The following is a 14,276-nucleotide window of genomic DNA, read 5'->3' on the forward strand; positions in this document are numbered from 1 at the left end:
AAGAAACAAACTATTTTTAGCATTTGAACTCTCCAAAAATAGTTTGTCTACAGTCTGAAAGCTCTTCATTTGAAGAGCTTTTTTTATATTCGCTTCATCGAAATCGTTTGACGTATACTTTGTAAATTTTTTAGAGTTTCCTCTTGTCGCTGCAACGACAACCCTACATACAAAGTATCTAATAAGCTTAACTGTGCTAATCGTGATGAACTTGCTTCTGTGCGGAATTCAGTCTCACGTGTTGATGTATATAACGTTATATCAGCAAGTTGACTTAATGCTGATTTCTTATAGCTCGTAATCGCAATAATTTTGGCTCCTCTTGCTTTCGCTACTTCTAACGCTTCAAGTAATCCTTTATTGCTACCAGAATGAGAAATACCAATAACAACTGAATTTTCCGAGAGTAAACCTGCTCCCATAATTTGAAAATGCGAATCAGTATGAGCGATACAAGAAATACCCGTTCTCATAAACTTATGATACGCATCCATTGCAATAATACCAGAGCCACCATTTCCATAAAACTCAATTCGACTTGCTTCTTGTAAGGCTCGTACAGCCTGCTCAAGTGCCGTTTCATTAAGCAAATGTAAAGTATCTTGCAGTCCTGTAATATGCGAATGAAAAACTTTTTTAGCAACAGTTACCATACTATCTTCTGCTGATACCTCTTCATGAATATTTTGCATCGGTGTATGTACAATTTCACGAGCTAATGTAATCTTTAAATCTTGAAAACCTTGCAAACCAAGGTGTTTACATAAGCGGAATATCGTAGCTTCGGAACTATTCGTAACTTCAGCTAATTCTGTAATAGATTTATGTACAACATCTTGTGGATGTTTCAAAATATGTTCGGCAATACTTCGCAATTTCGGTGATAAACCATTTAACGAAGCCTGAATCTTTCCAATCCCACTTCTTGTACCAGGCATAGCATATCCTCCCCTTCCATCGTAGCTTTATCCTGTAAAAACCGATTAGTTAAACTAATCATCAGTGGGGATGGTCCCCCACTGATTAGAGTTTCACTTTATTGTACCTAATTATCGAAAGAAGAAAAACCTATATTAGGGATTACTATAAATTTTAATTGCTCCTATGTATTCTGTCATACGATATAACAGAATTATTCATGCTTATGAATAATTCTCCCCATGTTTCACTGCGTATAATGCGGCTTGCGTACGATCATCCACTTCCAATTTAGCTAAAACGTTTGAAACGTGTGTTTTCACAGTTTGTTCTGTAATATGAAGTTCTGCTGCAATCTCCTTGTTGCTTCTTCCTTTCGCAATTTCGCGAAGTACCTCTTGCTCTCTTTTCGTTAACATTGAAAAAGGATTTTCTACTTCCTTCTTTACTGCAGAACGCCCCATTAATGCAGGTGTTACTTTCGGGTGAAAATTCGCATTTCCTTGATGTACTGCAATAATAGAAGCGACAAGTTGCTCAGGTTGTACTTCTTTTAATTGATAACCATCTGCTCCAGCTTCAAGTGCTGGTATAACATAATCTTGCTCTGAAAAACTACTTAATATAAGTACCTTTATTGTCTCATCATATTGCTTTAGACGTTTTGTTGCCTCAATTCCATCCATTTTCGGCATCGATACATCCATTAGTACGACATCTGGTCTTTCTTTTTGCATGAAATGTAATGCCTCTTCGCCATTTTCCGCTTCCCCAATAATTTCAAATTCTTCTCTCGTTTTCAAAAAGAATACAAGTCCTCTTCGAACGATATGATGGTCCTCAACTAGTAGCAGTTTAATCTTCAACCTTATTCTCCCCTTCAAATCGGCAATTGAATTTCTATTTTTGTACCCTTTTTCAGCTCTGTTATAATTTGAAACGATCCCTTCATTAACTGAATACGTTCCTTCATACTTTTCAGGCCAAGTGCTGATTCCCTTACTTGTTCTTGTATAAATCCTATTCCATTGTCTTCTATGTAAAAATGTAACTGGTTATTTTCTATTTTCAAAAGAATATGTACCTTTTCACACGAAGCATGCTTTTTACAATTATGTAGCGCCTCTTGGCTAATACGCCATAAAACTTCTTCTATTTCATCCCCAATTGAAACCATCCCATCAATTCGAACTTCCACTTGAACTCCTAATAACTTCCCGTAATTTTGAATTGCTTCTGCTAATCCTTTCTCCAATCCTTCAGGTCTTAATTGCCAAATTAATAGCGTCATCTCTTGTAATGCTTCTTGTGATAATTCCCCAATATAACTTAACATCTCTTGCAATTCTCTATCTTGCGTCATATTCAGAGTACCTTTCGCTGTTAGCATAATAGAAAATAACAATTGTTTTACTGAATCATGTAAATCACGTGCAAGTCGATTTCTTTCCGCTACCACTACATATTTACGTTCTTTCTCAACTAATTGAATACGTTGTATTGTCGTTCCAATTTGAAATGCAATTGATTCTAATAACGCTAACTCTTCCTCAGAAAAATGAGTCTTATGAGGTGCAGCCACATTTAGTAGACCAAATTTTTCTGATCCAGACCTAAGCGGAATTGTCGCATGATGTGTAACATCTTCTGTCTCTCCCCAATTACATTCAATTGCATCTTCTATTCGCTTACATTCAATAATATTAGTCGCTTTTTCCAATCTCCCATTCACAAAACGTTCTACACACCAACAGTTTCCTTCACACATCGGCTTCTTCTTTTGCCACGTAAGAGCCTCTGGTAAATTTTCGTCTACAAGCATGCTGTGCTTTCCACTTTCATCAATAAAGAATATCCACCCTGTTTGTAAATTCATTACTTGTAACAATGTATGCAACACTTTTTCTAACATATCCTGTAAGTTTGTTGCTTCATTTAATAATTCAGCAATTTCTTTTAATGCTTCTAAACGACGCATCTCTTTTTCTTCAAAGTTCATTCTCATCACCAACTACAATTATAACATTAAGAAATTTCTAAATTCTATAAATAAAAAAAGAACCGAATTCCTTCAGCCCTTTCTTTATATCAATCATTTTATTATTGTTATTCTATCCAATGTTGGAAGCAGAATTTTTGTTAACAAACGATTCTACTTTAGCTGTCCGATAAAGATTGTCCACCATGGATATGCTGTAAACCTTCAGTAGTAACAACCATATTCGCTGCTGGCATTTGCACTTGATTCTTATGGAACATAGACATTAATTCAAATCTTACTTGTCTAGAAGTTTCAAAATAATCTTCTGGCTTTATTAAACCTGTAATACAAAATTCATAGCCAACATATTTCAAGTTAGGATTTAAGTCTGTAACACCGACGTATTTAAATGGTTCAACAGCCTCATCCTCTACTCTATAAAGAGTTTGATTCAATTCTTCATTGCATATAACACATACTTCTTCTAACAATTCCTTCACTCTTGTTGGATCTTCCTGATAACTTACCGTGATGCGTTCAATTACACGCATCCATCCTTTATTAAAATTTTGTATCGTTCTAATCTCTCCGTGCGGGATGGTAAGTAGTTTTCCTGACCATTCACGAATTTGCATAAAACGAATACTAATCTCTTCAATAGTTCCTGAATTTGTTCCGTTAAAAGTTACAAAATCACCAACCCGAAACTCTTTGTCCGCTAATCTTGCAAAGCCTAATATAACATCTTTTAGCATCTGTTGTGCAGCAAAACCGATGACAACTCCAGCTATCCCTGCACCCGCAATAATACTTTTTATATCTACAAATTGGCTAATTAAATATATGATAAGACTGATGATAATGATATATCTAAAAATAGATCGAATTACACTTTGAATCGTCTGCTCTACCTCTTCATCAAAAAAGCTTGATTTCCTAAAAAACCAATCAATAATACGGTTTATTACAAAAGAAATAATGATTAAAACTAAAGCAAATAGTAAAAATCTTAAAAGTAAAAACTCTCTTACATAATTAAAAAATTCTTCAGTATACGTTAATAAGCTCATTTAACCACTTCCTTACTAATTAAAAAATTCATAATCGCCTAAGTTTGTTCCAGAAAAATCTATTATCCTAATCTAAAATGCCACTATCCTTACTATGTATTTTGACTCTATTACTAATTCACCTTAAACAGTATGTCTAGGTGTTCTTTTTCCTTTCCCTTTAAATATACCCTTTTTAATAACCTAAGGGGGAGCGAATCGTGAAATTTTTTTATACGTTAAAACTTTATTCATCTCATTACGATTTCAACTCATTTATTCATTAACTACGTAAAAAAAGAGCTGAATTTATCAGCTCTTTTATTCAATATTAATTGTTGTCTTACTACTTTTTTCTTCTTTCAATTTTGGCAATTCAATTGTCAGTACGCCATCTTTATAATTTGCTTTAACATTTTCTTCCTCAACTTGTTTAAAATTAAAGCGTCGAGTTACAGAACCTATAGAACGTTCTTTACGAATATATGTGCCATTCTCATTTTTTTCGTCTACTTCATTATGATTCGTTGCTTGGATCGTTAATATATCTTGTTCAAAATCAACTTGAATGTTTTCTTTTTGAAAACCTGGTAAATCTGCTTTCACAGTATATTTACCAGATTGCTCATGAACATCTACTTTAAAAGTATCCATGTTCAGTGGCTTAAAGAAAGCATCTGTCATCCCTTCTAATAAAGAAGGCCCAAAATCAAAAATGCCATTTTGACGTTTTGTTATCTCTGGAAATAAATTACGCATATTTTTTCCTCCTTATTATTTATGAATGAAAGATTATCTCTTTCTGCCTTTATTATAACATTTGGTCAAAAAAGGTCAAAGTTTTTGTTTGACCTTTTTTGATGTATATTTTACCAAATAAAACAAATAAGTTATATGTCATCTCTCCCCTTATAAAGAGGAATATATTTACATAATAACGAATAGTTTATTTGCTCTTTTTTTTTCTTACGGAGGTTACATACAATGGGATATATTGAAGAACTTAGAAAAGTTGTCGGATCAAGACCACTCAATCTAGCAGGAGTTGCTGTAGCTGTTTTCAATGAACATGGACAAATAAAAGAGACCTTTTTTAAAGGCCTCTTTTTTCACTTCACTTCTGCATGTAAGCATGACTTAAGATGTCCAAGTGCATATTCATGCCCTTGTGCATTAAAAGATGCAACCGCCTTTTCATAAACAACAATTTTAAACCCTTTATTATAAGCATCTACTGCTGTATGAAGAACACAAATATCAGTACAAACACCTACAAGATGAACTTCTTCTATTCCTCTTTCTCTTAGCTTCATCTCTAAATCCGTTCCAGCAAACGCACTGTATCGCGTTTTGTCCATATAATATACATTCTCTGCATTTTTATATGTTTCGTACACATCTTGTAATTCACCAAACAAATCTCTTCCACTTGTACCAGCTATATTATGAGGTGGGAATAACTTTGATTCTGGATGATATACATCATTTTCTTCATGTTTATCAATAGCAAAGACAACGTAATCTCCATTTTCAATATATTGCTTCGTTATATGTACAATTTCCTTCTCAATTTCCTGTCCTGGTTTCCCGCAAGTTAAAGCACCCTTTTCCGCTACAAAATCATATGTATAATCAATATTAATAAGAGCTCGTTTCATAACCACTATCTCTCCTTCTTCTGTTTCACAGTAAACAATAGAAAATTTGTTATTACGACATCGTATGTACTATTCGACATTTCAAATGAAATACCTACATTTTTCTTCTGAAACTTACCTTAGTCCGAGTTTATCATATAATAGATAAACAATGGTAAAACAAATAGCTCCTATTAACAAGTCATGAATTTGATAATTGAGCGTTATTTGCATAAACTCTTGTATCGTAAACCAAATTACTGCCATCATTAGGCTAATCAAAATGATACGAATACACCCATTCACGTATTCAACCTCTTTCTCTGTCATAGTAGTAACAAGTGATTACTTCCTATTTAATCGTATTAGAAAATGAAATAAGTTATTCACTCTTGCCCACTTTAGTCCAAACAAAAAAGCACACTACTTTTTGAGTAATGTACTTTTTATTCTTATTAAGACGCAGGTTTTGTCTCAAATGTTGCTTGATTAAAACTAATAACCTTTCCTTTCGGGTCATTGTTTTCATACTGAACTGCAGTAATTGTATGACTACCTGTTTCCAGCGTTTTTTCTTTTAACTGCACTGTTGTCTGCGTTGTACTAGTTACTTGATGTTTATCTGTATACATTTGATCTACAAATACGAATGTTTCTTTATCACTTTGAAAATTAGAAAGTTCTAATTCAACTTGCTGAATTAACGTATCCTTTTTGATGAATACAGTCGGTATATTGCCGTTTTCAGAAGTACCATCTGGAGTAATAACTTTTACTTTCCCTTCTCCAATTGACATTGCTCCTTCAGGAAATACAACCATATTCTCATCACTTGCGTTTACAACTTGTTCTTCCTGTTTTGATTGCGCGTCCTCTTTTTCCTGTGGAGCACCGCAACCAACTAATAACAATACAGACAATCCAGTGATTATGAATTTTTTCAAAATTCATCCCCCCTGTAACTTCATTATAATTTATTATACAAAAATAACTTTTAAATTTTGAGACTACTTTCAACACTTTCATGAACAAATAGAATCTTGCTCACGATTAATGTATCATACTTTCCTTAATAGAACATTAATTTTTTTTATGAAATAAATAGTAATTTCCTCTTATCTATCATTTTAGCCCAACATATGAATTACATACCCTCAAAAATAAAAAGACATTGTTAATTCAATGTCTTTTCTATACAGCAATTAAAAAACAAACGTTGTAATCTCATCTACTTCTTTTCTTGGAAGTTTCTTCGGTTTATCTTTCGGAAATCCGAGTGAAATAACCATATTTATTTGTTTTTCAGGCTCAACTTGTAAATATTGGCGCAGTTCATCTTGAGCTAGCAATACTGGCCCTGTCATTGGACAAGTACCAAGTCCCTTTGCATGTGCAGCTAACATTAAGTTTTGTGCCGCTAAACAGCTACTCTTAATGCCTTCTTCCTCCCAAACTGAATTTGGAACAAAAGCAATTGGATCAAATATCTTTTCACGGAACTTTGATTCATATGGTGTTGCCAAACATACGATTAATACTGGTGCCTCCGAGAAAGCTGTTGCATATGGTCCGAAAGAACGTGTAAGTAATTTCCCTGCTTTCTCTTCTCCATTTTCTGCTGCTTTTGCCGCAAGTTTATGTAATGCATCCCACGTCATTTGTTCAATTTCTTTAATCTTCTCTCGATTCATGATAACTAAGAATTCCCACGTTTGTGAATTCGTATCACTTGGTGCGTAACGAGCACAATCAATTATTTCTTTTATATCATTAGTAGATACTTCTTGATCTGTAAACTTTCTAACACTTCGTCTTCCGTGAATTACTTCTTTAAAATCTTCATAATTCATATATTAAATCCCCTTTTTACAGCGTTTTCAAAACTTGTCCTATGCTTGAATTATATCATGAAAAAAAGCCGGAAGAATACCAGCTTTTTTCTTCATGATTAATTTGTCACTTTAAACAAACGAATACTCTCTTCGTATGCAGCTTGTAGTTTTTTCGTAATTGGTCCTCTTTCACCAGCCCCGAACTGTTCATCACCAATTTGAACGACTGGGAATATTTCAAGTGGCGTCGCTGTAAAGAAGCACTCCTCAGCGTCATATACTTCTTGTAATGAAAACTCTCGTTCCTCTACATCGATATGTAACTCTTTCGCTAATGTAATTACATAATGACGTGTAATACCATGTAAAATGAAATGATCCGCTGGATGTGTAATCAACTTATTATTCTTCACGATAAAGAAATTGGAATGACACCCTTCAGTCACAATACCATCTCGTACTAATATTGCTTCTTGATACCCTTGTTCATTTATTTTGTTTTTGATCATGATATTAGGAAGCAAATTTAAAGATTTTATATGGCAAAACTTCCACCTGATGTCCTCTTCTACTGTCACCTTAATCCCTGCCTCCATTGAAGCAACTGGTCTTGGGAACGAAACAAGATTTGCAAAATATGTCGGTTGTAAATCTGATTCATATACATGATTGCGCGGTTGTGCACCTCTTGATATTTGTAAATATACATTCCCATCTTCTTGAAATTGATTTTTTTCAATCATTTGATATAACTCTTCTACTAATTCTTCCTTCGTAAATGGTGGAATTAGTTTTATTTCTGCCATAGAGTTAAAGAATCGTTCCAAATGTAAATCTAATAAATGAGGCTTGCCATCGTATAATCTAAATACTTCATAAATCCCATCACCAAATTGGAAGCCTCTCTCTTCTAATGCTACCATCGGCTGTTCTTCTTTCGTATTAATCATTCTCCCATTAAACAAGATCCAATCTTTATGAGTAGCTTTCATTCTTCCCCACTCCTTTATCACATGATTGATTTTATTGTACAACTTATGACACCCTGAAAGAAGGAATTTTCTGTATTTTCACAAACTAAAAATACATCACTTCGTAAAAGTGATGTATTTTATCATTTATTTAAGGAAATATTTTTCAATATCATCTAACATAAGGTTCGCAGCTTTAATACCGCCTGCTGTATTCCAGATTACCTCATCCACTTGGAATACTTTATTATTTTTAGAAGCCTGTAGTTGCTTAAAGAGTGGATCTTCTGTCCATTCCTTCGCTAACGAATTTCCTTCATTATTCTTATCTGCATCTTTATCAGACGTGAAATAGAATAAGTAGTCTCCGTCCATATTTGGAATCTGCTCTTTTGTAATTCCTTTTATCGCAAAATCATCTTTATCTTGTAATGGTGGTCGTTTAAATCCAATATCATTTAAAACAACGCCCGAGAATGAGTTTTTTTGATAAATACGAACATCACCTGGCACGAAACGAATAATAGAAACTTTAGAATTCAATTTATCGCCTAACTTCTCTTTCATTCCTTCAATGCGTTTTTTATAATCATCAAGAGCTTTTTGCCCTTCTTTTTCTTTATTTACAGCTTTTGTATAAAGTGTAAAGTTTTCTTTCCAATCACCGCGTAATGTTTCTGCATAAACAGTTGGTGCGATTTCTTTTAGCTGATCATATATTTTTTCATGACGCATTTTATTTCCGATAATTAAATCTGGCTTAAGCTTCATTACAGCCTCTAAATTAATATCACGTTCAGTTCCTACAACTTCCGTGTTTTTTAACTCTTTCGCTAAATGAGGATACCATTCATCACCAGCACGTGGTTTCGTAGTCCCCACTGGCGTTACGCCCACAGCTAGGAGAGCCTCTGCGCCTTCATTTGTTAAAACAACAACTTTTTTAGGTGTACCATTTACTGTCGTTTCACCCATTGCATGCTTTACCGTATATGAATCTTTTGCTTTCGCTGATATATTATTTTCTTTTTTCTCTTCTTTACTACATCCTGCAATTACAACCATGAGTATCATAATGCAGAACATAATTAGTTTTTTAGTATGTATCATATGTCCTCCCTAGATGAAATCGATTATCATTAACATTTAAAGATTAATGTATCTTACATACATTGTCAATGTATATCAGAAAACTTTTTTAATATATACTATTTAGATTCTATCCGCTTTTCTAATGTTTCTTTTTAAAACATAGTGTATAAGTATGAAAAAAATGTTGTTATTAAAATGCGTATCCTTGTTATACATAACAAGGATACGCATCCATATTGCACTATCATTTCAATTCCTAATATTGAGTATACTTAATATACGCTGGGTCATTATATACCCACTGATTTCCACCAAGGTTTAACCAACCATTTTCATTTATATATACTAAATAAGATTCTGGAGAATTTAATTGGCGGATAACTGCAGATGTAGTTGATGGACCACTTCTTAAATTTACATTCATCCCTTGTATATATGCAACCCCAATCGGGCTTCCATCACTATTGCTTGTCTTTACAAAATTAATGTAAGAAGAATCATTATACACCCATTGTCCATTCCCCAAATCTAGCCATCCGTTACTTTCTTGATATACAACGTAAGATTCTGGAGAATTTAATTGACGAATAACTGAGGAAGAAGTTGATGGACCATTTCTTAAATTTACATTTTTCCCAAGAACATAAGCGATTCCCTTCGTTTGAGGTACCGGTTGTGGGTTAGGAGGTTGTGGATTTGGAGCTACTCCAAAAATAGCTGCTATTCCATTTGCATACGCTTGACTTAGATCTTCAATAAATTGTGGATTTTTTAATAAATTTGCATCAAAAGCTGTATCAATAAAAGCAGTCTCAGTTAAAATTGCATCCATTGCGGTTTCTCTTAATACCGCATAATTTTCTTTTTTTGCTCCTCGATCACGAAGACCATATTTTGTTAATACAGGATTGACAGCTGTATGCATTTTTTGTTGCTTTGCATATGCAGTGCTGCTATTGGATAACGCATTATAAATATAACTTTCAAAACCTGTACCCCCGCCGCTATTAATATGAAATGAAATAAAATAATCCGCACTGAAAGCATTAGCAATATTAGCACGTTCAGATAAAGAAATAAACACATCACTATCACGTGTCATTTTAATTGTAATTGGGTAATTTACCGTTAAAATGTCTCGAACGCGTCTAGCAATTTGAAGTGTTAAGTTTTTTTCTACTAAACCATTACCAACAGCACCAGAATCATATCCACCGTGCCCTGCGTCTATAACAAGTTTCATTTTATTGCCTCGCCCCTTCTTGTAATATGTTTGCATTTCTACTCGTCCTATTTTATGTGAAATGTACAAATTCTGTTACAATTGCAAATAAAAAAACCGCCTTATGTAAGGCGGTTTCTATCATCTTGCTTTAACCAATTTAAAATAAATATATACGATTGATAGTGAACATAACGTATGCAAAATAAAATAAATAAAAGTGCTATTCCAACACCACTATAAAGTAAACCGAACTTTAAAAAAACATTTACAAGTGGTGGAAAGTTTATTAGATTTTGTAATGTACTAAGCATGCAAAACATAATGAAAAAGACAGGGACGTATTGTAATTCATACGGCTTTTTTTTCTTAATCATTCTTTTCCGAATGATTATATGACATAATTCTGCTACTATAAAGCACCCTCCAATTAATACAAGACCAGAAGTCATCGTCATACATCCACCTGCCTTATATTTATTGTATCGCATAAATAATCATCGTTATATTTTCTTTACATACTCTTCTTCTTCTGAAGTAAAACCAAAACTCTCTATGAAAGACTTCGCCTTTTCTGTTAATTTCTCTTGTAGCACTTTTATTTCTTTCACATTTCTTTGTTTCATCATTTCTTCAAATGTAAAATACGTATTTGTACCATAACCGTAACCTTGGTAATCAAAATGAATAATTAGCTGTGATAAAACAGCCCGTTCCTCTTGTACACTATAATCTATTACACCAATATATGTATCATCAACTTTCACACAGTACTGTACCTTTTTCTCACCTAAACTATGCGATTTAAACATTTCTTTAACAACGCTTTCATTTTCTACAGTAACTTTCTCAAACGTAATCATATGTTGTCCATCCTTTTACTATTATTGTATCAATAATACTTCCTATTTATGAAAAAAACCTTAAGACCGTATGCGATCTTAAGGTTTTTCTAATTAAACTAAGCTATACGCACGTTTTGTTTCTTCATGGAACTTATTCGTATCGTATTTATGCTCAACATAAATTTGGTGCCATACCATAAACGCAAGTACAGTCCAAATTTTACGGCTATAATCGCCTTTATCTGCACAATGTGCTTCCAGTAAGTTTAATACATACTGTTTGTCGATTAAATGCTCTGTCTTACTTTCGTTTATAATATTTATAGCCCAATCATGCATTTCGTCTTTTAACCAGTGACGAATTGGTACTGGGAATCCAAGTTTTTTACGATCTAATACGTGATCTGGAACGATTCCGCGTGCTGCTTCACGTAAAATAGCTTTCGTAGTTCCGTTAGCAATCTTAAATTCAGTTGGAATTTTAGATGCAACATCGAATACTTCTTTATCTAAGAACGGTACACGAAGTTCTAATGAGTTTGCCATTGTCATTTTATCAGCTTTTAATAAAATGTCACCGCGTAACCATGTGAACATGTCAATGTACTGCATTTTACTTACATCATCATAATCTTTAATCTCGTTATACAATGGTTTCGTGATATCCATATAGTTAACACTTTCATTGTAATACTTCATTAATTCAGCTTTTTCTTCTTCACGGAAGATTTTAGCATTTCCATAGTAACGCTCTTCAATTGGTGTACATCCACGCTCTAGGAAGCTCTTACCTTTAAATCCTTCTTTAAGAGCACCACTTAATGCTTTTAGAACGCTCTTACCTGGACTAGGGATGTAAGAGAACATTTTTAGTGAGTTTGGCTCACGGTAAATGTTATAACCACCAAATAGCTCGTCTGCGCCTTCACCAGAAAGAACAACTGTTACATGTTTACGTGCTTCTTTCGCAACGAAGTACAATGGTACAGCTGCTGGATCAGCTAAAGGATCATCCATATGCCAAATGATTTTTGGGAACTCATCCATAAATTCTTTCGCTGAAATGAATACGTTATGGTTTTTAACGCCTAATTTCTCAGCAGTTTCTTTCGCAACATCAACTTCACTGAAACCACGTTGCTCAAAACCAACAGAGAATGTTAAAAGATTTGGATTCATTTCTCTTGCGATAGAAGCGATGATAGATGAATCGATACCACCAGATAAGAATGAACCTACTGGTACATCACTACGCATATGCACTTTTACTGAATCATATAACACATCACGAATTGCTTGGATATGCTCCTCTTTCGTTGCACTTGAAGCGTTGAAATAAGGTTTCCAGTAGCGATGGATTTCCATCTCTTTACCGATTTCTTTTACGAAATAATGACCAGGCTCGATTTTATTAACATCAATTGTTAAAGTTTCTGGCTCTGGACCATATTGGTACGTAAAGTAATGTTGTAGTGACGTTGGATTAACGCCTTTATCTTCCATCACATGCATAATACTTTTCTTCTCAGATGCGAAGAATGTAGTATCACCTTGTTGTGCGATGTATAAAGGTTTAATACCGAAGTGATCACGTGCACCGAAAAGTTTCTTTTCTTCACGATCCCAAATCATAAATGCAAACATACCACGAAGGTAATCTACACATTTTTCTTTCATATGTGCATACAATGCAATGATAACTTCTGTATCAGATTGCGTTGCAAACGTTGCACCTTTTTCAAGTAACATTTCACGTAATTCTACATAGTTGTAAATTTCACCATTAAAAATAATTACATATCGATCATTTTCATAAGTTAGCGGCTGATGTCCTGCCTCTAAGTCAATGATGCTTAAACGGCGGAAGCCAAATTGTACATGTTCATCACGAAAATATCCTTCGTCATCTGGACCACGGTGGAAAATCATCGTGTTCATATTTTCAAATTGATGTTTTTCTGTTTCTGAAAACTCTCTAGGGTTTTCACATAAACATCCTACAAAACCACACATACTTCTTACCCTCTTTCAGTTTTCATTCTGTCTCTATACTACTATATCAACCCTATTTATACTAGCATAATCAACTGAATATGGCGACCAAAAACTATAAAAAAATCACTCCATTTCACATTTTTAACAATTTTTTATGAAAACATGAAAACTAGGCACTCACCTTTCTCCGCTTTTGTCATATGATATTGCAAATTGATTTCTAGGAGGGAATACCATGAGTGAAGAAAAAAAAGATTCTTCTCGCCCACCGGTTCGTAATTACTTAAAGCAAATTGATGATTTCTTCGAGCAAACACCTCTTCGCAATGTAATCGCTGATTTAAATCATTTTTTCCAAAAAGGAAACCGTTTATTAACATTCCCTGTAGATTTATATGAAGTTGGTGAAGAACTCGTTGTTACAGCTGAACTACCAGGTATACAAAAAGAACAAATCCAAATTGAAATACAAAGTGAATACTTAAAAGTCTCTGTAAAAGAAGAGATACTTGAAGAGGAAGAAGAACAAACATCCCATAACTATTATCGCCGAGAACGTTCCATTTCAGAAGCATCAAGATTGATTAAATTGCCGTATTCAATTAATAAAAAAGCGGCAAAAGCTTCTTATCAAAACGGCGTATTAGAAATTCGGGCGCCGAAACTTCCCCAGCAACATGACATTTTATCGATAGACTAATGCAAAAAAATAAGGGTGCTATGCACCCTTATTT

16 protein-coding genes and 1 pseudogene are annotated in these 14,276 nt (G+C 33.8%); 2 read left to right on the forward strand and 15 right to left on the reverse strand.

What is annotated here, in order from left to right:
* Positions 1 to 83: 83 nt before the first annotated feature.
* The 5 genes from DN401_RS12950 to DN401_RS12970 form a co-directional block, all read right to left on the reverse strand.
* Positions 84 to 938, reverse strand: coding sequence for a MurR/RpiR family transcriptional regulator (locus tag DN401_RS12950; protein WP_001119643.1), 855 nt, complete (start codon positions 936 to 938; stop codon positions 84 to 86).
* A 204-nt stretch (positions 939 to 1,142) separates the two neighbouring features.
* Entirely contained in the window at positions 1,143 to 1,784 is a 642-nt protein-coding gene (gene casR / locus DN401_RS12955; RefSeq protein ID WP_000694623.1) for a two-component system response regulator CasR, read from the reverse strand.
* A gap of 14 nt (positions 1,785 to 1,798) precedes the next feature.
* Entirely contained in the window at positions 1,799 to 2,917 is a 1,119-nt protein-coding gene (gene casK, locus DN401_RS12960; RefSeq protein ID WP_001008465.1) for a two-component system sensor histidine kinase CasK, read from the reverse strand.
* Positions 2,918 to 3,075: 158 nt separating this feature from the next.
* Entirely contained in the window at positions 3,076 to 3,969 is an 894-nt protein-coding gene (locus DN401_RS12965) for a mechanosensitive ion channel family protein (protein ID WP_000055427.1), read from the reverse strand.
* A 300-nt stretch (positions 3,970 to 4,269) separates the two neighbouring features.
* A complete protein-coding gene (locus DN401_RS12970) occupies positions 4,270 to 4,707 on the reverse strand; it encodes an Hsp20/alpha crystallin family protein (protein WP_001245055.1) in 438 nt (145 codons plus the stop codon).
* A 225-nt stretch (positions 4,708 to 4,932) separates the two neighbouring features.
* On the opposite strand from DN401_RS12970, the pseudogene DN401_RS30155 reads away from it, so the two are divergent.
* Positions 4,933 to 5,028: pseudogene (locus tag DN401_RS30155) on the forward strand (DNA mismatch repair protein MutT); the annotation flags it as partial.
* Positions 5,029 to 5,057: 29 nt separating this feature from the next.
* Here DN401_RS30155 and DN401_RS12980 read toward each other — a convergent pair.
* The 10 genes from DN401_RS12980 to asnB all read right to left on the reverse strand — a co-directional run bounded on the left by DN401_RS12980 (position 5,058) and on the right by asnB (position 13,560).
* Entirely contained in the window at positions 5,058 to 5,606 is a 549-nt protein-coding gene (locus DN401_RS12980; RefSeq protein WP_000816764.1) for a cysteine hydrolase family protein, read from the reverse strand.
* A gap of 114 nt (positions 5,607 to 5,720) precedes the next feature.
* Positions 5,721 to 5,915 (reverse strand): hypothetical protein, encoded by a 195-nt coding sequence (locus DN401_RS30465; RefSeq protein WP_033689167.1) that lies wholly within the window; start codon positions 5,913 to 5,915, stop codon positions 5,721 to 5,723.
* A 125-nt stretch (positions 5,916 to 6,040) separates the two neighbouring features.
* On the reverse strand, positions 6,041 to 6,529 hold the full coding sequence (locus DN401_RS12990; protein WP_000713496.1) for a putative periplasmic lipoprotein: 489 nt from the start codon (positions 6,527 to 6,529) through the stop codon (positions 6,041 to 6,043).
* Positions 6,530 to 6,787: 258 nt separating this feature from the next.
* Positions 6,788 to 7,435, reverse strand: a complete 648-nt coding sequence (locus tag DN401_RS12995) for a nitroreductase family protein (RefSeq protein ID WP_001105288.1) — start codon at positions 7,433 to 7,435, stop codon at positions 6,788 to 6,790.
* A gap of 98 nt (positions 7,436 to 7,533) precedes the next feature.
* Positions 7,534 to 8,409: a D-amino-acid transaminase gene (gene dat, locus DN401_RS13000; RefSeq protein WP_000648383.1), complete on the reverse strand. Its 876-nt coding sequence runs from the start codon at positions 8,407 to 8,409 to the stop codon at positions 7,534 to 7,536.
* A 126-nt stretch (positions 8,410 to 8,535) separates the two neighbouring features.
* A complete protein-coding gene (locus DN401_RS13005; RefSeq protein ID WP_000581989.1) occupies positions 8,536 to 9,498 on the reverse strand; it encodes an ABC transporter substrate-binding protein in 963 nt (320 codons plus the stop codon).
* 238 nt (positions 9,499 to 9,736) lie between these two features.
* The gene (locus DN401_RS13010) at positions 9,737 to 10,723 is read right to left on the reverse strand and encodes an N-acetylmuramoyl-L-alanine amidase (protein WP_000779891.1); all 987 of its coding nucleotides are present in this window, start codon (positions 10,721 to 10,723) and stop codon (positions 9,737 to 9,739) included.
* Positions 10,724 to 10,824: 101 nt separating this feature from the next.
* Positions 10,825 to 11,154: a hypothetical protein gene (locus DN401_RS13015; RefSeq protein WP_000200455.1), complete on the reverse strand. Its 330-nt coding sequence runs from the start codon at positions 11,152 to 11,154 to the stop codon at positions 10,825 to 10,827.
* Between the two features lie 51 nt (positions 11,155 to 11,205).
* Positions 11,206 to 11,565 (reverse strand): GNAT family N-acetyltransferase, encoded by a 360-nt coding sequence (locus tag DN401_RS13020; protein WP_000627524.1) that lies wholly within the window; start codon positions 11,563 to 11,565, stop codon positions 11,206 to 11,208.
* 93 nt (positions 11,566 to 11,658) lie between these two features.
* Entirely contained in the window at positions 11,659 to 13,560 is a 1,902-nt protein-coding gene (gene asnB, locus DN401_RS13025; RefSeq protein WP_000333816.1) for an asparagine synthase (glutamine-hydrolyzing), read from the reverse strand.
* A gap of 217 nt (positions 13,561 to 13,777) precedes the next feature.
* Between asnB and DN401_RS13030 the strand changes: the two genes are divergently transcribed.
* Positions 13,778 to 14,242 carry an Hsp20/alpha crystallin family protein gene (locus tag DN401_RS13030; RefSeq protein WP_001288085.1) on the forward strand — a complete coding sequence of 155 codons (465 nt, stop codon included), beginning with the start codon at positions 13,778 to 13,780 and terminating at the stop codon, positions 14,240 to 14,242.
* Positions 14,243 to 14,276 lie beyond the last annotated feature (34 nt).

Origin of the sequence: Bacillus sp. BF2-3, assembly GCF_008368795.1 — a bacterium.
In the GTDB taxonomy this organism is placed as follows: domain Bacteria; phylum Bacillota; class Bacilli; order Bacillales; family Bacillaceae_G; genus Bacillus_A; species Bacillus_A cereus.

Coding starts and splice junctions, on each gene's coding strand:
- dat (WP_000648383.1), bottom strand. CDS start 8,409: ATGAAAGCTACTCATAAAGATTGGATCTTGTTTAATGGGAGAATGATT.
- asnB (WP_000333816.1), bottom strand. CDS start 13,560: ATGTGTGGTTTTGTAGGATGTTTATGTGAAAACCCTAGAGAGTTTTCA.
- DN401_RS12965 (WP_000055427.1), bottom strand. CDS start 3,969: ATGAGCTTATTAACGTATACTGAAGAATTTTTTAATTATGTAAGAGAG.
- DN401_RS13015 (WP_000200455.1), bottom strand. CDS start 11,154: ATGACTTCTGGTCTTGTATTAATTGGAGGGTGCTTTATAGTAGCAGAA.
- DN401_RS12995 (WP_001105288.1), bottom strand. CDS start 7,435: ATGAATTATGAAGATTTTAAAGAAGTAATTCACGGAAGACGAAGTGTT.
- DN401_RS13030 (WP_001288085.1), top strand. CDS start 13,778: ATGAGTGAAGAAAAAAAAGATTCTTCTCGCCCACCGGTTCGTAATTAC.
- DN401_RS30465 (WP_033689167.1), bottom strand. CDS start 5,915: ATGACAGAGAAAGAGGTTGAATACGTGAATGGGTGTATTCGTATCATT.
- DN401_RS12980 (WP_000816764.1), bottom strand. CDS start 5,606: ATGAAACGAGCTCTTATTAATATTGATTATACATATGATTTTGTAGCG.
- casK (WP_001008465.1), bottom strand. CDS start 2,917: ATGAACTTTGAAGAAAAAGAGATGCGTCGTTTAGAAGCATTAAAAGAA.
- DN401_RS13010 (WP_000779891.1), bottom strand. CDS start 10,723: ATGAAACTTGTTATAGACGCAGGGCACGGTGGATATGATTCTGGTGCT.
- DN401_RS12970 (WP_001245055.1), bottom strand. CDS start 4,707: ATGCGTAATTTATTTCCAGAGATAACAAAACGTCAAAATGGCATTTTT.
- DN401_RS13020 (WP_000627524.1), bottom strand. CDS start 11,565: ATGATTACGTTTGAGAAAGTTACTGTAGAAAATGAAAGCGTTGTTAAA.
- DN401_RS13005 (WP_000581989.1), bottom strand. CDS start 9,498: ATGATACATACTAAAAAACTAATTATGTTCTGCATTATGATACTCATG.
- DN401_RS12950 (WP_001119643.1), bottom strand. CDS start 938: ATGCCTGGTACAAGAAGTGGGATTGGAAAGATTCAGGCTTCGTTAAAT.